The organism is Halalkalibacter sp. HAAS-P013, assembly GCF_056619925.1.
Map to the genome: position 1 here is coordinate 1 of NZ_JBWQTU010000003.1, position 22,015 is coordinate 22,015.

Here is a 22,015-nt window from a genome sequence, read left to right on the forward strand (position 1 = left end):
ATTGCTAGAAACATGCACAAACGCATCTATAAAATTTTATTCTATTATTTTGTCAGTGCAATGTTCGTACCATTTCCAATCATCATGTTACCGATTGTCAAACAAATGAGTGCGCTAAACTTGAACAATCCGACTGGGCTGATTATTTTGTATGTTGTGTACGGCCTAGCATTCAATATATTCCTGTATGTTGGATATATTAAGACCATTCCAAAAGAGTTAGAAGAAGCAGCGATCATTGATGGATGCAGCAGATGGGGCGTGTTCTGGAGAGTCGTGTTCCCGCTATTAGCACCGATGAATGCGACGGTTGGGATTTTAACAGCGTTATGGGCATGGAATGACTTTATGCTGCCGCTCGTCATCCTATCAGATCGACATGATGCAACGCTTCCGTTAGTACAGTATATTTTCCAATCACAATTCAGTGTGAACTACAACCTAGCATTTGCATCTTACTTACTAGCGCTATTACCGATGCTAATTGTGTATTTATTTGCACAGAAGTGGATTATTAGTGGAGTGACAAAGGGAGCAATTAAATAAAATATTAGATAAAGAGGAGTGGAGAATATGGAAAAAGCATGGTGGAAAGAAAGTGTTGTTTATCAAATTTATCCGAGAAGCTTTATGGATTCGAATGGAGACGGTATAGGTGATTTACGAGGTATTATCTCAAAGCTTGATTATTTGAAAGAGTTAGGGATTGATGTAATTTGGCTTTCACCTGTTTATAAATCTCCAAACGATGACAATGGTTACGATATAAGTGACTATCAAAATATTATGAATGAGTTTGGAACTATGGAAGATTTTGATGAGCTTCTTCAAAGTGCGCATGATCGTGGCATTAAAATAGTTATGGATTTAGTTGTCAACCATTCGTCTGATGAACATGCATGGTTTGCTGAGTCACGTAAGTCAAAGGATAATCCGTATCGTGATTATTATATTTGGAAGCCTGGAAAAGATGGAGAGCCACCGACTAACTGGGGCTCTGTATTTGGGGGATCAGCTTGGCAATATGATGAGACATCTGACGAGTATTATTTACATCTATTCAGTAAAAAACAGCCTGATTTGAATTGGGAGAACGAGAAACTACGTAACGAAATCTATAATATGATGACATGGTGGTTAGATAAAGGAATAGATGGGTTCCGGATGGATGTTATTAACTTTATCTCAAAAGATAACACTTATCCTGACGGTGAAGTTCATGGTGATAGCAGGTATGGGGACGGGTCAAAATACTTTATGAACGGACCTCGTATTCATGAGTTTTTACAAGAAATGAATAAAAAAGTGATGTCAACATATGATGTTTTCACTGTTGGTGAGATGCCTGGTGTAGACGCTGAACAAGGAAAACTATATACAGGAACAGAGCGAAACGAATTAAACATGGTGTTCCAATTTGAACACGTTGATGTTGGAAATGGACCTGGTGGAAAATGGACACCTCAACCGTGGAATTTAACAGAACTTAAAGGAATTTTAGCAAAGTGGCAATATGGCTTAGCAGATGATGGCTGGAATAGTTTATATTGGAACAACCATGATCAACCACGTGCGGTTTCGCGCTTTGGGGACGATAAAGAGTATTATGAGAAATCAGCAAAAATGCTTGCTACTTGTCTTCATATGATGAAGGGGACACCATATATTTATCAAGGTGAAGAAATTGGTATGACTAATGTGGCCTTCGATTCAATCGATGATTATCGGGACCTTGAAATACTAAATATGTACAATGAGGCCGTACATGAGCTTGGAAAAGATGAGAACCAAGTTATTCAAGCTATTTATGAGCGTGGACGTGATAACGCTAGAACGCCAGTGCAGTGGGATGATACGGAACATGCCGGCTTTACTACAGGAACACCTTGGATTCAAGTAAATCCAAATTACAAAGAGATTAATGCTGAAAGAGTATTACAAGATCCAAATTCAATTTTTCATTATTATAAGAAGTTAATTCAATTAAGGAAGGCTAATGAAATTGTGGTGTATGGAAAGTTTGATCTTATTCATGAGGATTCAGAAGAAATTTTCTCCTACACTAGAACACTCGGAGACCAGAAGTGGTTAATAATCTGTAGCTTTTCAGCAGATGAAGTCAAGTTTGAGCTTCCTAGACATATTAATTGTAATTCAGCAGAACTAATTATTGGAAATTATGATGAGGCACCGAAAGAGATTGAGATGATTGATCTAAAACCTTACGAAGCTCTTGTTTATAGACTGACTTAAATTAAGAGACATTTGAACAAGAAGTGCCTTTTCAAAGTTGAGAATAGGCACTTCTTAATTATGATTTAGGTTCAAAGGATTTTAAGCATTGGTTAAAGCAGAAAAAGTAAGATCTCAGAATAGAGAACAGGAGACATGCGTTAAGAAAAAAAGAAAAAAGTAAAGCCTCTTGATGAAATACTATTGTAAACCCCAAAATGCATTAAAGCAGGCTTTGACAAAGTATTAATACGTAAGAATGGTAAATCTATGCTCTTACATGCGGGCAATACGGACAAGAATCACTGCCTGGCAATTCTTTATACAAACAACAAGTAACACGTTGAAAATCATTTTTTGACTCTAGAAAAGATCGCCCGTTAAGAAACCTTTTGAACATTGAACTACGAATTTCAGGCCGCCAAATATCATCTTTCAGTAGGATATATAAATCCTCAAAAGCATGTTCCGTATCAATGGAGCTGTACATCCATAAGACATACCCCCATATATTCTCCCATAAAATAAACTTTGAAATGTTTGCCTTCATTGCTAAGGCATTTACAACAGGGTATCCATACTTCTTCAAAATCAACTCTAAATCATCATTTTGTGAGTCTCTTATGAAACGCTTATCAATTTGAAAGACAAGACCAGTTTCAGTTTGAGCAACGTGTATTTCTTCTAGTGGACCGTCCCAAACTTTATTTAATGCTTTTAAGTAGAGTTGTGCTGCTATAAAAAAGCCGTAGCGACGCATATAGACTGACGTAGCTACAGCTGAAGTTGAAGAGCCTGTTGAATGGTTTATGTTCGTAATTAAACGGTCAAATCCATGTGAAAGAATGTCGCTAACAGTTATAAATCCTGTTGGTTCTTTTAAAACTTGAACTTGAAACCGTTTCATGTCTTCTAGATTAAGCACCAGAAATCGCCTCATTCACTTTTGGGATTACACACCGACCTTTACCAAAAGGAATGCAATGTGGGGTACCAAAAATAGGATCTGTTGCAACTTGACACTCCATACCAAAGACAGCACGTACTAGTTGACAATTTATGATTGATTCAGGTGTCCCTTGATTGAAAACAGCTCCGTCTTTAATAGCAATAATATTGTGTGCATATCGTGAAGCAAGATTAATATCATGCAATACCATAATGATCGTTCGACCATGCTGTTCGTTTAGCTCGAATAATAGATCTAAAATTTCTATTTGATGGGTCATATCTAAATAAGTTGTAGGTTCATCTAATAAGATAATATCTGTGTCTTGGGCGAGTGTCATGGCAATCCATGCGCGTTGTCTTTGCCCGCCTGAAAGTTCATCAACAGGTCGATCGCGTAACTCATCTACACGCGTTGCCTTCATAGCTGCTTCAACCTTTTCTGAATCCTCTTCAGACCACCGTTTTAACCAAGATTGGTGAGGATAACGTCCTTGTTTTACTAGATCATGAACAGTTAAGCCTTCTGGTGAGATAGGAGATTGAGGGAGGATTCCCATCTTTTTTGCTACTTCACGAGAAGACATCCGATGAATATCTTTTCCTTCTATTAGGACTGAGCCGTCTGTCGGTTTTAATAAACGCGCGATTGAACGAAGAAGGGTAGACTTCCCACAACCATTGCTTCCTACAAATACAGAGATTTCACCACGCGGGATCGTTAAATTTAAATTTTCAAAGAGCAAGTGATCGTGATACCCAATGGATAATTCTTTTGTTTGAATAGAAGTCTTCATTTAATCATTCCTCCATATTGTCCTCATTGATATTCTCTCTCAATACATATATCCTACCATAAATGAGTACAAGTGAGAATGATTTTTAATAACAATTGAAATTTATCTTTACAAAAGTGGAAGCAACATTTAAACTAACATTGAATTGATAATGATTATCAGATTCAACGAGAGAGAAACATATTTTATGATTAAATCGGGGGTCCAAAATGAAAAAACTAATAGCAGTGGTACTTTTTCTATTTGTGCTTGTATTAGCAGCGTGTTCTTCAGGTAACGAAGAAACGATTGCGAATGAGGATGACTTAGCAAATGAAGTAACGTCGTCAAATGAAGAAGTGAGTGAGATAATTATAGAGGGTGTCAATGGAGAAGTGACATTAGATGCTCCTGCCAAAAAGGTTGTTGTACTAGAATGGACATATGCGGAAAACCTTTTAGCTTTAGGAATGCAGCCAGCAGGTATGGCTGATATTGAAGGGTACGGAGACTATGTAAACATTGAACCGCAATTAGACGAAAGTGTAACAGATGTTGGAGGGCGTCAAGAGCCTAACTTAGAAGCTATTGCTTCAATTGATCCAGATTTGATTATTGGTGTTAGCTTCCGTCATGATGGTATGCTTGATCAACTAGAGTCAATTGCTCCAACCGTTATTTTTAATCCTTATCCAGAAGATGAGAGTATTAATTTATATGAAGAAATGGAAATGACTTTTAATGAAATGGCAAAAGCAGTTGGAAAAGAAGCTGAGGCACAACAAGTGTTAGCTGATCTTGATGCACATTATGAGGAAGCAAAAGCAAAAATTGAAGCTGGTAATCTTTCAACAAATGATGTGATCTTATCTCTTGCTTATTCAGGGCCTCAAGCACCTGAAATTCGAGTTTTTACTCCACATTCAATGGCTTCCATTATTTTAGAAAAAATCGGGTTGAACAACATACATGAACCAGATCAATTTGAGATTTTTGGTTCAAGCACTTTTAATGTTGAAGGTCTAGTAAAATATGAAGAAGCTAATTATTTATATACAGTGCCGGATACAGATAATATTTATGAAAACCAGTTAAAAGGCAATAAAGTTTGGGAGAATTTAGCATTTGTAGCGGAAGACCGTCTTTATGACTTAGGAGCTGATACGTGGTTATATGGAGGACCGTTATCAGCAGGTACATTGGTTGATCAAATTACAGCCACAATGGTGAATGAGTAATGTCTGGGAAGTCGCTGAATAAGTCCTTTGTCATTCTGACAGGGGGCTTCTTCCTGCTTATTTTGTTATCGCTTATCCACGTAACACAAGGACAAGCTGAATACTCCATTTCTGAATTACTTAGTGAAGTTTGGGTGGAAGGTCGAATTCAAGATATCGTGCTATCATTTCGTCTCCCTAGGCTTGTCATTGGTATATTAGCAGGAGGAGCCCTTGCCGTATCGGGTGCTCTCTTACAAACCTTGACGAAAAACCCGTTGGCAGCACCTGGTACGTTAGGGATTAATGCAGGGGCATTTTTCTTTGTTGTTGCTTCAACGATTTTCTTTCCTAGCTTAATAGGGAATTTTCCATTTTTAACAGCTTTACTTGGTGCGGTCTTTTCGTCGATCATGGTTGTCATGTTAGCTGGACGACAAATGGAACCTGTACGCGTTGCGTTAACAGGAATGATTATTTCTTTAATGTTTGCCTCTGTTACTGGGGCGTTGCAATTATTATTCGAAAATAAAACAAATGGACTCTTTTTATGGGGGTCTGGTACCCTTGTTCAATTAAATTGGAATGGTATCACATTCGCAGCACCTGTGATCGTTATTGCGTTTGGCTGTGCTTTGCTTTTAGCAAAACCGCTAGATACCTTATCACTTGGTGAAGATATTGCTACTTCACTCGGCCAGAAGGTATCTGCGGTTAAATTAGCTACCTGGGGTGTAGCAATTGTATTAGCTGCTGTAACTGTTAGTGTAGTTGGTCCTATAGGGTTTATCGGATTAATGGCTCCACATATTGTACGGATGCTTGGTGTAAAAGGGCATGTGATGATATTGATCCATTCGTTCTTATGGGGTGCAATTATGATGATTGGAGCAGACGTATTAGGCCGTATTATCCAACCAGGACAAGAAGTGCCGGTTGGAGCTATGACTGCGTTGATTGGTGGTCCTTGGCTTCTTTATTTAGCGTGGAAGACAGCACGTTCGATCAAACGATCAGATCGACAAATGGGAGGAACCACCTCGCCAATTCGCTTAAAAGTGATGATCCCAATTCTAGTGACAATGGTAGCTATAAGCGTTGTTATTGCTTTTTCATATAATGGCACAGAATGGTCGCTTAATTGGACGAACCCATATATCTGGAATTTTCGTATTCCTCGTGTGTTGACATCGTTTATCGTAGGAATGATTCTTGCTGTTACAGGAGTTCTGTTACAAGGAGTGCTACGTAATCCACTTGCAGATGCCAGTGTAATTGGTGTCACATCGATGGGTGGGGCGGGGGCAATGTTGTTACTTGTTATGTTCCCGGCGATCCCTGTTGCCTTTATGCCACTAGGTGCTATTATCGGTTCTATTGTAGCTCTGCTCATTATTTTAGTTACCGCATGGAAAAATAATTTTCAGCCAATGCTAGTCGCGTTGATGGGAATTGCCATCTCTGCGTTTGGGTCGGCAGCTACCCAAGTATTTGTCGTGAAAGCAAAGCTAGCTGTAGCGGCAGCACTTGTCTGGTTATCAGGAAGTACGTATGGAAAAGGGTGGGATGACGTTTATTATGCCCTCATCTTATTAGCTCTTTTCATTGGACCAGCACTTTACATGACTCGTAAGCTAGATACGTTAACTTTTGGGGACGACGTTGCGTCAGGTCTAGGAGTTTCAGTTAGATCAGCAAGAGTTTGGGCACTAGTAATTGGAGTCGCATTAAGTACAGTTGCGGTTTCGTTAGTAGGAACAATTGGTTTTATCGGGCTTGTTGCACCGCATATTGCTAGAAGGTTAGTTGGATATCGTCACCTTCCACTAATTCTAGTTTCAGGTTTGCTAGGCGGATTATTACTTGTTACAGCAGATCTACTAGGTAGAATACTGATTACACCAAATGAAATTCCAAGCGGTCTAATCGTTGCAGTGATTGGTACTCCTTATTTGTTATACTTATTAAGGAAAATGAAATAGTATAATTAGTTTGCAAGATTACAATCATAATAGGAAGGAGAGGTGTTTTTATGACAGTGAATTTTGCTGAAAGTGCAATTACATCCGAAGAGGAGCTAAGGGAAATTGTAGGATCTCCCCATAAGAACGTCGTCAGTAAAACAATATCCATCATTGATGAACATTGCAAAAACTTTATTGCTAAATCACCGTTGCTATTTCTAGCGACAGCGGATTCAAAAGGTCATTGCGACGTGTCGCCAAGAGGAGATGAGCCAGGAACGGTTCTTGTGTTAAATAATAATCAACTAGTTATACCTGATCGACCAGGAAATAAAAGATTAGATTCGATTTTGAATATTTTGTCAAGTCCTCGAGTTGGTTTGCTTTTTCTGATCCCAGGTTTGGACGATGTACTTCGTATAAATGGTCAGGCAACGATCATTAAGAACGAAGATATTTTAAACCAAATGAGTCTAAAAGGGAAACCGCCTTTACTTGGTATTGGGGTTGATGTAGAAGAAGCTTTCATTCATTGTCCTAGGGCATTGAAACAATCAAACATCTGGAACCATGAATCATGGGAAGATAAAGAAACATTACCAACATTGATAGAAATATTTCATGCTCATTTGAAAATTAACGGAGTAGAAGTATAAGGGTAAACGGACTATTAGCCATATTATAAAATGATATTAAAAGTCCCCAAGTTTTTGGGGACTTTTAATATTGTAATAGAAAAGAAAGAATTGAATTGTAATTATTAGAGTTGAGAGTTATGGAGTTAAGTAATTTCCCGGTGAATAATGTCGCCAATTGCCCTTTTCTGTCAACAACCAATTACACCTTTAATCCAGCTTTATTTATTTAGAGGGTGGGAATAAATGACGTATTTTAAGTACTTCATATGATTTGCCCCTTAAAAGTACTCTGTCAGTTAAGTTGACAGGAAAGCTGTATTAAATATATATCTTTGAGATAATGACCTCAACAAATAAACTTTGAGGTGGATAAAAAAATGAAATTATCTGAATTAAAAAAAAGCGGGCACGCGCCTTCATTACTATCATCATTCTTGTACTTTGATATTAGCTTTATGATCTGGGTTTTACTAGGAGCTTTGGGTGTGTACTTGACCGCAGATTTTGGATTGTCAGCTTCTCAAGTTGGATTAATTGTTGCTATTCCTATATTAGCTGGGTCGGTATTTAGAATCATCATGGGAATATTAACAGATCGGTTTGGTCCAAAAAAGACCGCTATTGGCGGAATGATTGTTACGATGGTTCCATTATTATGGGGATGGTTATTTGGTTTTACCGTAGGAGAACTTTATTTAATTGGGATTTTATTAGGGGTTGCAGGTGCAAGCTTCTCAGCGGCACTTCCTATGGCAAGTCGTTGGTATCCTCCTCATTTGCAAGGACTTGCTATGGGAATTGCAGGAGCTGGTAATAGTGGTACATTGCTTGCAACGCTTTTTGGTCCAAGGATTGCTGAGTATGTTGGTTGGAACGGGGTCTTTGGTGTAGCGATCATTCCATTAGCACTTGTTTTATTTTCATATATCTTTTTGGCGAAAGAACCTCCAAATCAACCAGCGCCAAAGCCAATTAAAGAATACTTTTCCGTGTTTAAAGAAAAAGACACTTGGTATTTTTGTATCCTTTACAGTGTAACATTTGGAGGGTTTGTTGGACTAGCAAGCTTTTTAAGCTATTTCTTTTCTTCACAATACAATGTATCTGGTGTCCGTGCTGGGGACTTTGTTACATTAGTCGTAGCAGCAGGAAGTTTTTTACGTCCAGTTGGTGGATTAATTGCTGACAAGATTGGTGGAGTTAGACTGTTGCAGTATTTATTTGTTGGGGTAGCGATTTGTATGTTTGCTGTTAGCTTGCTTCCACCATTAGCTATAGTTACAGTAGCCTTGTTTGTTGGAATGGGTTGTCTAGGAATGGGTAATGGTGCGATTTTCCAATTAGTGCCACAAAGATTCCAAAAAGAAATTGGGATGGTTACGGGGATTGTTGGTGCAGCTGGTGGGATTGGTGGCTTCTTCTTGCCGAATATTCTTGGTACACTAAAAAGCATCACAGGAACGTATGCATCGGGGTTTATTACATTTTCAATCGTTGCTTTGGTTGCATTAGGGATTTTAGTTATGGCACAAGTTGGTTGGAGGAAACAATGGAAGTTGTCAGGAAAGTCTGTCCGAATTTAAACTTCTTTATTTTTATGGATGCGCCTCTTTCTTTTTAAGAGGTGCATTTTATAATGAATTTTAAGTTAGATTCCTGAGAGAATGTCTTATTTCACTACATTGGCACCTCTGAAGAAGACAGTGTACACTAGAACAAGTATAATGATTGTATTAAGTAATAAAAATAGGAGCTAATGTACTATGTATCGTAATTTAGAAGAATGCATTTTGGATTTAGAGAGGGACGGCCAATTAGTAAGAATTAAAGAGGAAGTAGATCCTTATCTTGAAATGGCAGCAATTCACTTAAAAGTCTTTGAAGCTGGTGGTCCTGCGTTATTATTTGAAAATGTAAAAGGTTCAAAGTTTAAAGCGGTATCCAATTTGTTCGGAACTATTGATCGAAGTAAGTTTATCTTTCGTAAAACGTTAGAGGCAACACAGAGTGTCATCGCATTAAGAAATGATCCTATGAGTCCATTAAAAAATCCTTTTAAACATATAGGAGCAGGAATGGCTGCTACCAAAGCCTTGCCAATAAAAAAGTCAAACAGCATTCCAGCTGATTTTAAGGAAATCCAAATTTCTGATCTTCCCCTTATTCATCACTGGCCAGATGATGGAGGGGCTTTCGTTACTCTTCCTCAAGTTTATTCAGAAGATCCAGAGAAACCGGGGATTATGAATGCAAATCTTGGGATGTATCGTATTCAGCTTAGTGGCAATGAGTATGAAATGAATAAAGAAATTGGCTTACATTATCAAATCCATCGCGGAATTGGGGTACACCAAGAAAAAGCCAATAGACTAGGCATCCCATTAAAGGTGAGTATTTTTATTGGAGGACCTCCTGCTCATACGTTAGGGGCTGTGATGCCACTTCCAGAAGGGCTAAGTGAACTGACGTTTTCAGGCTTGTTAGCAGGGCGTCGTTTTCGCTATAGCTATGTCGATGGGTATTGTATTAGTCATGATGCTGACTTTGTTATTACGGGAGAGATTCACCCCGAAGAAACGAAGCCAGAGGGACCTTTCGGTGACCATTTAGGATACTATAGCCTTACTCATCCATTTCCAGTCATGCGTGTTCATAAAGTGTACGCAAAGTCTAATTCAATCTGGCCATTTACAGTTGTTGGCCGTCCACCTCAAGAAGATACAGCTTTTGGTGATTTGATTCATGAGTTGACGGGTGATGCAATTAAGCAAGACATTCCAGGAGTTCAAGAAGTCCATGCGGTAGACGCAGCTGGTGTACATCCGTTGCTATTTGCACTTGGCAGTGAGCGTTATACTCCATTTCAAAAGGTGAAGCAGCCAACCGAGCTTCTTACACTTGCTAACCGCATATTAGGGACTGGCCAATTAAGCTTAGCGAAATATTTATTTATTACAGCTGAAGAGGAACAACCTTTAGCTACACGTAGGGAAGAGGAGTTTTTAACCTATATTTTAGAACGAATTGATCTACGACGTGACATCCATTTCCAAACAAACACCACCATTGATACATTAGATTATTCTGGAACCGGGTTAAATACAGGAAGTAAAGTTGTATTTGCCGCTTATGGAGATAAAATTAGAGACTTATGTATGGAGGTCCCTGATTCTTTAAAAGAATTAGAGGGCTTTGATCAACCACAACTTGTTATGCCGGGGATTGTAACGCTTCAAGGGCCAGAGTTTACTAGTTATAATCAGGCTAAACAGGAGTTGAAAGATTTAAGTGAGGCAATCAGTAAGAAGGGTGATCTACCTACTTGTCCTATGATTATTCTTTGTGATGATAGTCAATTTGTAAGTGAATCTACAAGCAATTTTTTGTGGGCAACATTCACAAGAAGTAACCCTTCTCACGATATATATGGTGTGAATGAGCATTATGAATATAAGCACTGGGCTTGTGACAATGTCATTATTGATGCTAGGACAAAGCCTCATCATGCTCCGCCATTAGTGCCTGATCCTAATGTAGAGAAAAATATTGCGAGGTTTTTTGATAAAGGTAGCCTACGTCAAATTTAACTGGAGTGCGAGTTGGTCAACCAACTTTTAATTACTCGTAAAGAATAATGTGAGGGATCATCCTCATACCTCCCCATTAGCTTTAAAAACGGGGAGGTATTTATGTTTCCGTGAGACAAATCCAATTTCTTTTAGTCATTAGAACGTTTTGTTGATTTATGATCGATTTGGAGGAGCAGGATAGCAAATTTGCTCAACAACTGCTAGTTCTTGAGATTAATACGATCAAATATCTATTGTTTGTAATCGTTTTCAAAAAAGCTATAGAATAGCCTTTTTTCTAAAAAGATTAGTCAAATTTGGTAAAATTCAAAAAAATGTTTTAAAAAAGCGTTTACAAAATAGACACAATCATGTATCTTTAATTTATCAAAATAAAGCGCAATCAAACGCACCACAATAAGATTGTAATCGATTGCAAAAAAGTGGCGGAAGCGATTGTACTGCGTTTACTTATCTGATTTTTCAAATAAAGAGGGTGGGTTTATTAAGAAAAGGAGGGTGATAGTTATCAAATTTGGCCCTGTTCAATTATAATAGTTGTCTTGTTTTTGGTGTTATGTGAAAACGATTACAAAAAAACAAATGTTTATCAGGGGGAATTACGAATGAAATTCGGAAAAACGGTACTAACTTTTGTCGGTTTAATCATGCTATTATTCTTAGCTGCTTGCGGAGGTGGGAATGAACCTAGTTCGACAACAGAAGGATCTGGAGATAAAAAGACAATTGGTGTTTCAATTTCTAACTTAGACGAATTCCTAACTTACATGCAAGATGCGATGAAAGAAGAAGCAGAAAATCATCCTGATTTTGAATTTATTTATAGTGATGCACAAAATGACAGTGCAAGACAAATGGACCAAATTGAGAACTTTATCACACGTCAAGTTGATGCGATCGTTATCAACCCTGTAGATACAACAGCCGCAGTAGATATTATTAATATGGTCAATAATGCAGGTATTCCAATTATTGTTGCTAATCGTACATTTGACGGAGTAGAAGAAGCGACAGCCTATGTTGGTTCTGAATCAATTCAATCAGGCCTCTTGCAGATGGAAGAAGTGGCAGAACTTTTAGGTGGAGAAGGTAACATCGCTATTATGGAAGGTGAATTAGGGCACGAAGCACAAATTAAACGTACAGAAGGAAATGTACAAATTATTGAAGAACATGCTGGATTAGAAATTGTTCATCAAAATACAGCTAAATTCGATCGTTCTGAAGGTATGAGATTAATGGAAAACTGGTTAAATTCAGGTTCTCATATCGATGCTATCGTTTCGAATAACGATGAAATGGCTCTTGGAGCAATTTTGGCACTTGAAGCAGCTGGAAAACTAGATGAAGTTTTAGTTGCGGGAATTGATGCTACACCTGCAGCTTTAGATGCTATGAAGTCTGGCCAACTTGATGTTACCGTGTTTCAGGATGCAAAAGGTCAAGGAGCAAATAGTATCATTACTGCTGTAAAAGCAGCAAATGGTGAAGAAGTAGAAGACGTTTTAGTGCCTTATCAACTTGTGACACCAGATAATGTAGATGAGTATGTCGCCAAGTACGAGTAATACTTAAGAAACAGGTTGTGAAAGGAAACCTCATTGGTTTCCTTTCATTAAATGAATATCCTATTGAAAATGGGAGGGTACAAAATGAGTGAATACATTTTACAAATGGAAAACATCACAAAAGAATTTCCTGGTGTAAAAGCATTAGACGACGTCCAATTAAAAGTTAGAAAAGGTACTGTCCATGCTCTTATGGGAGAAAATGGAGCAGGAAAATCGACTCTTATGAAAATCATTATCGGGATGTACACACCAGATACGGGAAAAATTATTTTTGACGGTGAAGAGTTGAAATTAAACAATATTAATGATTCTTTGGATAAAGGGATATCCATGATCCATCAAGAGTTAAGTCCTATTCCTGAAATGACTGTTGCAGAAAATATATATTTGGGACGGGAACCAACTTATGGGAAAAGTGGACTCGTAAATAATCGTAAGTTATATCAAATGACTAAAGACCTATTGAACAGTCTAGAAATAAATCTTGATCCTAGAACAAAAATGATTGATTTAAGTATTGCTAATACACAAATGGTTGAGATTGCTAAAGCGATATCCTTTGATTCAAAGTTAGTCATTATGGATGAGCCAACTTCAGCAATTACAGAAAAAGAGGTTGCTCAACTTTTTAAAATGATACGCTCATTAAAAGATAAAGGTGTTGGAATTATTTATATTACTCATAAGATGAGTGAGTTGTATGAAATTGCAGACGACATATCTGTATTTAGAGATGGTCAGTTTATCGGTACTGATACGGCTGCGAATATGGAAAGAGATAGACTAATTAAGATGATGGTAGGACGAGAATTAAATCAAGTATTCAATAAGCCTGAACCTAAAATTGGAGAAGTGGCCTTATCAGTTAAAAATTTAAGTCATACTGGTTGGTTTGAAGATGTGAATTTTGAAGTCCGAAAAGGAGAAATAGTCTGTTTTGCAGGTTTGATGGGTGCAGGGAGAACAGAAGTACTTGAGACCATCTTTGGTGTGAAAAAAGCGGACCAAGGTGAGGTTTATGTTCATGGTAAAAAAGTCAATATTAACACCCCAATAGAGGCTATTAAAAGTAACATAGGCTTTTTAACCGAAGACCGCAAATTAACAGGTTTGTTTTTACCTCTATCAGTTAGAGAAAATATGATAACTGTCAATATTGATCGGTATATTTCATCGGGGTTATTGAGCTATAAACAAGTTAAATCCGACTGCTTAGAGCAAAAAGAAAATCTTAAAATCAAAACACCAAGCATTGATCAAATTGTTGAAAATTTAAGTGGTGGGAATCAGCAAAAAGTATTATTAGCAAGATGGTTATTGAAAAACCCAGATATTTTATTTTTAGATGAACCAACTCGTGGAATTGATGTTGGAGCGAAATCAGAGTTCTATAACATTATTTTTAAATTAGCAAGCCAGGGGAAAGCGATTGTCGTTGTTTCTTCTGAAATGGCAGAAATTCTAGGTTTGTGTGATCGCGTATTAGTTATGCATGAAGGTCGAATTACTGGTGAATTAAGCAGAGAAGAAGCCAACCAAGAAAAGATTATGCAATATGCTACTGGTCAACAAAATATTAGTACGAAAAATACTAGTCAGAGCGAAACGCGACAAGCCGTATCTAATTAATATCGCAACGTGAAAGAAGTGTCTAGTGAATTTATTCAGTTTGGAGGAACGTAAGATGGGTCTAGAGCTAGAAAAGACGGAATCAAAACAAGTGAAAAATAATCAAGGTAAAGAACTAGCAATGAATATATTAAAAAAATATGGTATATTTATCATTCTAATTTTACTAATTGTATTAATGTCCATTTTAACACCCCATTTTCTAAGCGCTACTAACTTGATAAACATTGTAAGGCAGATGTCCATTATAGGTATTATAGCAATAGGGGTTACACCTATCATTATTACAAAAGGGATAGATTTATCTTCTGGTTCAGTTATTGCTTTAGTCTCAGTTGTAGTGGCAACATTTGCTCAAGGAGATTATCCGATAGTTGTTCCGATTTTAGTAGCTTTAGGTGTCGGTTTATTAGCTGGTCTAATTAACGGTACGCTTGTAGCAAAAGGAATGCTAGCTCCTTTTATCGCCACATTAGGAATGATGACAGCTGCTCGTGGAGCTGCGATGCTTTATAGTGATGGTCGGCCAATTGGTGGTATTTCTGAATCATTTACATTTATCGGTCAAGGAATTGTTTTTGGGATTCCAGTACCAGTTATCATCTTTGGATTAGTTGGTTTAGTGACATGGGTACTTCTTAACAAAACAAAGGTTGGTAGGTATGTTTATGCAATTGGAGGAAATGAACAAGCGGCTGTTACAGCTGGTATTAATGTAAGCAGAATTAAGTTAATGGTTTATGCATATGCTGGTCTGTTGGGTGGTATTGCCGGTATGATTCTTACATCAAGGATTGCATCTGGTCAGCCACAAGCAGGTATTATGTTTGAGTTAGATGCAATTGCTGCAGCTGTTATTGGTGGTACTAGTTTGTTTGGCGGTATTGGTACAGTCGGTGGAACCATCATTGGAGCCTTGATTATTGGTGTTATGAACAATGGTCTAGACCTTCTAGGTGTAAGCTCATATTGGCAGCAAATCGTAAAGGGTGCAATTATCGTTGCAGCTGTATATATTGACTCTAGAAAGAACCGAAAAAAATAAAGCTATTGATCTCTCTTTGAGATCCTAAAGGGACTAGTCTTGTTTTAAAGACTAGTTCCTTTTTTCTTAATCTTCATGAATTGTACGCTACAAATACTAGAAAATAAGTAAATAAGAAAAAAGCAAGTATACTATTGAAAGCGTTTTACAATAATGGTATTATACAAATATGATGATTAACCAATTACAAAAGTTAGTTGGTCCCGATGTTTATATTTTTTTAATTCATTGAAATCGATTACAAAATTATTTAGGGGATAGTTTAATCACTAATAGAGTTTATTAGAACCTTAAGTGATAGTGGTTATAAATAGTTATCGCCTTAATAAATTTCAAAAAATAATCAGATAAATGATTAAAAAAGTATTGACTGAAAACGCTTTTAATATTATTCTGAAACAGAAGTTATCAAAACATAACCAAAACATGACAACAATTGCAAGATAATTAAGTGTAACGAAAGTCATAAAGGTTCTGATTTTTGATACAATTAAATAAGAACTTACAAAAAAAATTTCGTTTCAATGAAATCGATTTCATTGAGTTTCGGTAATTTTGCAACGAGTTAACTGATTTTAGGAGGTAGTAGTAATGAGCAAATTGCTTCGTAAGCCAGAAAGTACGGAAATTAAAGACGGTGTAACACTCGTTCATGATGTGACATCTGAAAATGCATCTCTTGAATATGTGAATTTTAAGATGATTGATTTAGCTCCTGGAGCTACATATTCAGAGGAGTTAGGAAAACAAGAGTGTTGTATTGTTGCTGTAACGGGGAAGATCAATGTGACTGATCAGGAAGTTACATTTGAAAATTTAGGAACTCGTGAAACTGTATTTGAAAAAATACCGACAGATAGTGTTTATGTTTCAAACGATCGCACGTTTGAAGTCGTAGCAGTAAGCCAAGCACGTGTAGCTCTTTGTTATTCACCTTCAGATAAACAATTACCTACGAAGTTAATCAGTGCTGCAGACAATGGAGTGGAGCACAGAGGAACAGGTAACAACAAACGAATGGTTCATAATATTTTACCTGATTCGGATCCTTCAGCAAATAGTTTGTTAGTTGTAGAAGTATTCACAGAAAGTGGAAATTGGTCTAGTTATCCCCCACACAAACATGATCAAGATAACTTACCAGAAGAGTCATTTTTAGAAGAAACTTATTATCATGAAATGAATCCGCCGCAAGGTTTTGTATTCCAACGTGTTTATACAGATGACCGTTCACTAGATGAAACGATGACAGTTGAAAATGGGAACATGGTCATTGTTCCTGTAGGGTATCATCCGGTTGGTGTTCCTGAAGGTTATACTTCTTACTATCTAAACGTAATGGCAGGTCCAACTCGAATTTGGAAATTTCATAACGACCCTGATCACGAGTGGATTCTAAAAGGCTAAAACCTTAAAAACTTAAAACCTTAAAAACTTAAAAACTACTAAGAGGAGTGTTAGATAAAATGAATTATAAATTTAATGAAAACAGAGAATTCGATATTATTGCAATAGGTCGAGCGTGTATTGATTTAAATGCAGTTGAGTACAATCGTCCAATGGAAGAAACAATGACATTTTCTAAATACGTTGGTGGTTCACCAGCTAATATCGCAATCGGAAGTTCAAAACTTGGCTTGAAGGCTGGTTTTATTGGAAAACTTGCAGACGATCAACATGGTCGTTTCATTGAGCAATACATGAGTGGAGTTGGAATTGACACTTCCAATATGGTTGTTGATAAAGAAGGACATAAAACGGGATTAGCTTTTACAGAGATTAAAAGTCCAGAAGAGTGTAGCATTCTAATGTACAGACAAGATGTAGCAGATCTTTACCTAGACCAAAGTGAAGTAAATGAAGAGTATATTAAAAAATCTAAAGTTCTTCTTGTTTCAGGTACAGCTTTATCAAAAAGCCCATCTCGTGAGGCGGTATTGAAATCGATTAACTTAGCGAAGAAAAATGATGTAAAGGTTATCTTTGAGCTAGATTATCGTCCATATTCTTGGAATAATGCAGAAGAAACTGCTGTGTACTATTCATTAGTTGCTGAACAATCTGATGTTGTTATCGGTACTCGTGAAGAATTCGATGCCCTTGAAAATAGAACGACAGAAGGTAATAACGAAGATACAGTAAACTACTTATTTAAACACTCAGCTGATTTAGTGGTTATTAAACATGGTGTTGAAGGCTCATACGCGTATACGAAATCTGGAGAAGTCTTCAGAGGATTGGCTTATAAAACGAAAGTATTAAAAACATTTGGTGCAGGTGATTCATATGCATCAGCATTCTTATTCGCACTAATTAGCGGTAAGGATATTGAAACAGCTTTAAAATATGGAAGTGCATCAGCTTCAATCGTAGTGAGCAAGCATAGTTCATCAGATGCAATGCCATCTGTAGAAGAGATTGAAGGATTAATTGCAAAGAATGAAACCATTTCAGTGGGATAGAGGAGACGCTTATGAAAACGATTAGACTAACAACAGCGCAAGCTTTAATCAAGTTTTTAAACCAACAATATATTCATGTGGATGGAGAAGAGATTCCGTTCGTGGAAGGAATTTTTAACATCTTCGGTCATGGAAATGTATTAGGAATAGGTCAAGCACTAGAGAGTGATCCAGGCCATTTAAAAGTGATTCAAGGGAAAAATGAGCAAGGAATGGCACACGCTGCGATTGCTTACAGTAAGCAATTGCTTCGCAAAAAGATTTATGCGATTACAACGTCTAGCGGTCCAGGGTCAGCAAACTTAGTAACTGCAGCGGGAACGGCACTTGCTAACAACATTCCTGTATTACTAATCCCGGCTGATACGTATGCTACTCGTCAGCCAGATCCTGTATTGCAACAAATTGAGCAAGAGCACAGTTTAGCTATTACGACAAATGACGCTTTAAAACCAGTATCTAGGTATTGGGATCGTGTTACTCGCCCTGAACAATTAATGTCAAGTTTAATTCGTGCTTTTGAAGTAATGACAGATCCGGCAAAATCAGGTCCTGCAACAGTGTGTATTTCACAAGACGTTGAAGGGGAAGCGTTTGACTTTGATGAAAAGTTCTTTGAAAAGCGCGTTCATTATATTGACCGCAAGCCAGCGAGTGATCGTGAATTAAAAGGTGCTGTAGAATTAATTAAAAATAGTAAAAAGCCTTTAATCGTTGTTGGCGGTGGGGCAAAGTATTCAGAAGCACGCGACATTTTAGTTGAATTCTCTGAGAGATATAATGTGCCCTTAGTAGAAACACAAGCTGGTAAGTCTACTATCGAGCATTCGTTTAAAAATAACCTAGGTGGACTTGGGATTACTGGAACACTGGCAGCGAATAAAGCAGCTCAACAAGCAGATCTAGTGATTGGTGTAGGAACAAGGTATACAGACTTTGCGACATCATCAAAAACAATTTTTAACTTTGCTGAAGCTAAGTTCCTTAATGTGAATCTAAGCCGTATGCAAGCATATAAACTTGATGGTTTCCAAGTGGTGGCCGATGCAAGAACTACCTTTGAAGCATTAACACCGATGCTAGAAGGATATGAAAGTGAATTCGGCAACACTATTACTGAATTGAAGGAAGAATGGTTGGCTGAACGTGACCGCTTAAGCAAAGTAACATTTAGTCGTGAAGGTTTTGTCCCTGAAATTAAAAATCATTTCTCTCAAGAAGTGATGAATGAATATGCCGATGTGTTAGGAACCGAGTTTGCTCAAACAACAGCATTATTAACTATTAATGACACAATTGACCCAGATAGTATCATTATTTGTGCGGCTGGTTCGCTACCAGGAGACTTACAACGTCTATGGCATTCATCAGTGCCTAATACGTACCACCTTGAGTATGGATATTCATGTATGGGATATGAAGTTTCAGGTACGTTAGGATTGAAATTAGCTGAGCCTACAAAAGAAGTATACACGATGGTCGGTGATGGTAGTTTCTTAATGCTTCATTCAGAGTTTGTAACAGCAATTCAATACAACAAAAAAATTAACATTTTATTATTTGATAACTCTGGTTATGGTTGTATTAACAATCTGCAAATGGATTTTGGAAGCGGAAGTTACTTCTGTGAATTTAGAACAGACGATAATCAAATCTTAAATGTAGATTATGCGAAAGTAGCTGAAGGTTACGGAGCGAAAGCATATCGTGCCAATACAGTTGAAGAGCTAAAGGCAGCTTTAGAAGACGCAAAGAAACAAGAATGTTCGACGTTAATTGAGATGAAAGTTTTACCTAAAACAATGACAGACGGTTATGAAGGAAGCTGGTGGAACTTAGGGGTTTCTGAAGTTTCTGATCGTGAAGGAATTCAAAAAGCATATGAATTAAAGCAAGAAAAATTGAAAAATGCAAAGCAATATTAAAAAGTAGAAGGTGAATGCTAATGAGTAATCAAGATATTCTATGGGGAATTGCTCCAATTGGCTGGCGTAATGATGATATTCCAGAAATCGGTGCAGAAAATACATTACAACATTTATTAAGTGATATTGTTGTAGCAGGGTTTCAAGGTACGGAAGTTGGAGGTTTTTTTCCTGAAGCTAAAGTACTAAACAAAGAACTCAGCTTGCGTAATTTAAAGATCGCAGGACAATGGTTCTCAAGCTTTTTAATTCGTGATGGACTTGAAGAAGTAGCAAAGGATTTTCACAAGCATTGTGCGAATTTACAGCAAGTAAACGCAGCCGTTGCGGTTGTTTCAGAACAAACTTATAGCATTCAAGGTACAAAAAAGAATGTTTTTACTGAAAAGCCTTATTTTACGGATGAGGAATGGAATACGTTATGCCAAGGCTTAAATGAGCTTGGAAAAATCGCCGAACAGTATGATTTACATTTAGTATTTCACCACCATATGGGAACAGGTGTACAAACGTTAGAGGAAATCGATCATTTATTAGAAAATACAGATCCTAATCATGTTCACCTCCTTTATGATACTGGACACATTTATGTTTCAGATAATGATTTTATGACATTGTTAAACAAGCATATGAATCGTATCAAGCATGTTCACTTTAAAGATGTAAGGGAGAACAAATTAGTAGAATGTAAGACAGCTGGAAACTCATTCTTAGACTCGTTTTTAAATGGTATGTTTACCGTACCAGGTGATGGTTGTATAGATTTCTCAGAAGTTTACCAAACATTACTTAAGCATAACTACAAAGGGTGGATTGTAATTGAAGCTGAGCAGGACCCAGCAAAGGCACATCCATTAGAATATGCACTAATTGCACGTAAATATATTGACGAAAAATTATTTCAAAAAGTAACAGTTTAACTAGACTTAAACCGGGTCTTTTGTTTAGAGAGACTCGGTTTAATATGCGATTTAAGAAAGAAAGATAAAATGTATTAATTTCGATTTATAAATTTAAAGAATTAGAAATGAATTTAAAGTAATAGAAAGAATAAAAAGGAGGTATTAAATAAATGGCATTAGTCTCTATGAAAGATATGCTACAACAAGCAAAAGAAGGAAACTATGCGGTTGGGCAATATAACATTAATAGTTTACAGTGGGCACAGGCTATTTTACAAGCAGCCGAAGAAGAAAGTGGACCAGTTATTGTGGCAGCTTCTGATAGACTCGTTGATTATCTAGGTGGGTTTAAAACAATAGCAGCTATGGTGAAGACGCTTGTAGAAGAAATGGAAATCACTGTTCCAGTTGCCCTACACTTAGATCATGGAATGAATGTGGAGAGGTGTAAACAGGCGATTGATGCAGGGTTTACATCTGTGATGATCGATGGATCCCACTATTCTATTGAAGAAAATATTACTATGACTAAAGAAGTAGTTGATTACGCTAAACTTCACCATGTATCTGTAGAAGCTGAAGTAGGAACAGTTGGCGGAATGGAAGATGGACTTATTGGTGGTGTGAAATATGCTGATCCTTATGAATGTTTGCGTCTTGTTGAAGAAACGGGAGTGGACGCATTGGCAGCCGCTTTAGGATCTGTTCATGGGCCATACCAAGGTGAACCGCAACTCGGCTTTGATGAAATGAAACAAATTTCAGAAATGACTGGTATTCCATTGGTTTTACATGGAGGATCAGGAATTCCAGATTACCAAATCAAAAAAGCGATTGAACTTGGACATGCAAAAATTAATGTGAATACTGAATGTTTACAAGCATGGGCAAAAGCCGTCCGTGAAGTATTAATTAACGACAGTGATATTTACGATAATCGCGCAATTACCACACCTGGTAAAGAGGCTATCGTTGCTACAGTAAAAGAGAAGATGAGAGAATTTAATACAAGTAATAAAGCCCCTGAAAAAACTAACGTTTAGTAAAGTACTATTAAAAGAACCTGTTATGGAAAATCATAACAGGTTCTTTTAATATAAAAAAAGACAATCGAAA

Annotated in this window: 17 protein-coding genes; 15 read left to right on the forward strand and 2 right to left on the reverse strand. The window is 37.2% G+C overall.

Going from position 1 to position 22,015, the window contains the following annotated elements:
• Window positions 1–546: carbohydrate ABC transporter permease (locus AC1FXP_RS06360; protein ID WP_480059532.1), on the forward strand; the 546-nt coding region annotated here is incomplete at its 5' end.
• A 27-nt stretch (window positions 547–573) separates the two neighbouring features.
• Window positions 574–2,253, forward strand: a complete 1,680-nt coding sequence (locus AC1FXP_RS06365; protein WP_480059534.1) for a glycoside hydrolase family 13 protein — start codon at window positions 574–576, stop codon at window positions 2,251–2,253.
• Window positions 2,254–2,500: 247 nt separating this feature from the next.
• Here AC1FXP_RS06365 and AC1FXP_RS06370 read toward each other — a convergent pair whose 3' ends face one another.
• Together AC1FXP_RS06370 and AC1FXP_RS06375 are read right to left on the reverse strand one after the other, a co-directional pair.
• On the reverse strand, window positions 2,501–3,157 hold the full coding sequence (locus tag AC1FXP_RS06370) for a hypothetical protein (RefSeq protein ID WP_480059536.1): 657 nt from the start codon (window positions 3,155–3,157) through the stop codon (window positions 2,501–2,503).
• A complete protein-coding gene (locus tag AC1FXP_RS06375) occupies window positions 3,150–3,977 on the reverse strand; it encodes an ABC transporter ATP-binding protein (RefSeq protein ID WP_480059538.1) in 828 nt (275 codons plus the stop codon). Before AC1FXP_RS06375 ends, AC1FXP_RS06370 begins: the two co-directional genes overlap by 8 nt.
• A 209-nt stretch (window positions 3,978–4,186) precedes the next feature.
• On the opposite strand from AC1FXP_RS06375, the gene AC1FXP_RS06380 reads away from it, so the two are divergent.
• From AC1FXP_RS06380 to fba, 13 genes are all read left to right on the forward strand, one after another.
• Window positions 4,187–5,194: an ABC transporter substrate-binding protein gene (locus AC1FXP_RS06380; protein WP_480059540.1), complete on the forward strand. Its 1,008-nt coding sequence runs from the start codon at window positions 4,187–4,189 to the stop codon at window positions 5,192–5,194.
• Complete coding sequence (locus AC1FXP_RS06385; RefSeq protein WP_480059542.1) at window positions 5,194–7,155, forward strand: iron ABC transporter permease; 1,962 nt, start codon at window positions 5,194–5,196, stop codon at window positions 7,153–7,155. The genes AC1FXP_RS06380 and AC1FXP_RS06385 overlap by 1 nt, the downstream gene beginning before the upstream one ends.
• Window positions 7,156–7,205: 50 nt before the next feature.
• Window positions 7,206–7,793 carry an MSMEG_1061 family FMN-dependent PPOX-type flavoprotein gene (locus AC1FXP_RS06390; RefSeq protein WP_480059544.1) on the forward strand — a complete coding sequence of 196 codons (588 nt, stop codon included), beginning with the start codon at window positions 7,206–7,208 and terminating at the stop codon, window positions 7,791–7,793.
• Window positions 7,794–8,152: 359 nt separating this feature from the next.
• Window positions 8,153–9,358, forward strand: a complete 1,206-nt coding sequence (locus AC1FXP_RS06395) for a nitrate/nitrite transporter (RefSeq protein ID WP_480059546.1) — start codon at window positions 8,153–8,155, stop codon at window positions 9,356–9,358.
• A gap of 180 nt (window positions 9,359–9,538) precedes the next feature.
• Complete coding sequence (locus tag AC1FXP_RS06400; protein ID WP_480059548.1) at window positions 9,539–11,362, forward strand: UbiD family decarboxylase; 1,824 nt, start codon at window positions 9,539–9,541, stop codon at window positions 11,360–11,362.
• A gap of 608 nt (window positions 11,363–11,970) precedes the next feature.
• Window positions 11,971–12,933 (forward strand): sugar ABC transporter substrate-binding protein, encoded by a 963-nt coding sequence (locus tag AC1FXP_RS06405; RefSeq protein ID WP_480059550.1) that lies wholly within the window; start codon window positions 11,971–11,973, stop codon window positions 12,931–12,933.
• An 84-nt stretch (window positions 12,934–13,017) separates the two neighbouring features.
• The gene (locus tag AC1FXP_RS06410; protein ID WP_480059552.1) at window positions 13,018–14,565 is read left to right on the forward strand and encodes a sugar ABC transporter ATP-binding protein; all 1,548 of its coding nucleotides are present in this window, start codon (window positions 13,018–13,020) and stop codon (window positions 14,563–14,565) included.
• A 55-nt stretch (window positions 14,566–14,620) separates the two neighbouring features.
• Window positions 14,621–15,610, forward strand: a complete 990-nt coding sequence (locus AC1FXP_RS06415) for an ABC transporter permease (RefSeq protein WP_480059554.1) — start codon at window positions 14,621–14,623, stop codon at window positions 15,608–15,610.
• 591 nt (window positions 15,611–16,201) lie between these two features.
• Entirely contained in the window at window positions 16,202–17,017 is an 816-nt protein-coding gene (gene iolB, locus AC1FXP_RS06420) for a 5-deoxy-glucuronate isomerase (RefSeq protein WP_480059556.1), read from the forward strand.
• Between the two features lie 59 nt (window positions 17,018–17,076).
• Window positions 17,077–18,072 carry a 5-dehydro-2-deoxygluconokinase gene (iolC, locus tag AC1FXP_RS06425; RefSeq protein ID WP_480059558.1) on the forward strand — a complete coding sequence of 332 codons (996 nt, stop codon included), beginning with the start codon at window positions 17,077–17,079 and terminating at the stop codon, window positions 18,070–18,072.
• A gap of 11 nt (window positions 18,073–18,083) precedes the next feature.
• Window positions 18,084–19,997, forward strand: a complete 1,914-nt coding sequence (gene iolD, locus AC1FXP_RS06430) for a 3D-(3,5/4)-trihydroxycyclohexane-1,2-dione acylhydrolase (decyclizing) (protein ID WP_480059560.1) — start codon at window positions 18,084–18,086, stop codon at window positions 19,995–19,997.
• A 20-nt stretch (window positions 19,998–20,017) separates the two neighbouring features.
• Entirely contained in the window at window positions 20,018–20,917 is a 900-nt protein-coding gene (gene iolE / locus AC1FXP_RS06435; protein ID WP_480059562.1) for a myo-inosose-2 dehydratase, read from the forward strand.
• Between the two features lie 152 nt (window positions 20,918–21,069).
• Window positions 21,070–21,942, forward strand: coding sequence for a class II fructose-1,6-bisphosphate aldolase (gene fba, locus AC1FXP_RS06440; protein WP_480059564.1), 873 nt, complete (start codon window positions 21,070–21,072; stop codon window positions 21,940–21,942).
• The last annotated feature ends 73 nt before the right edge of the window (window positions 21,943–22,015 follow it).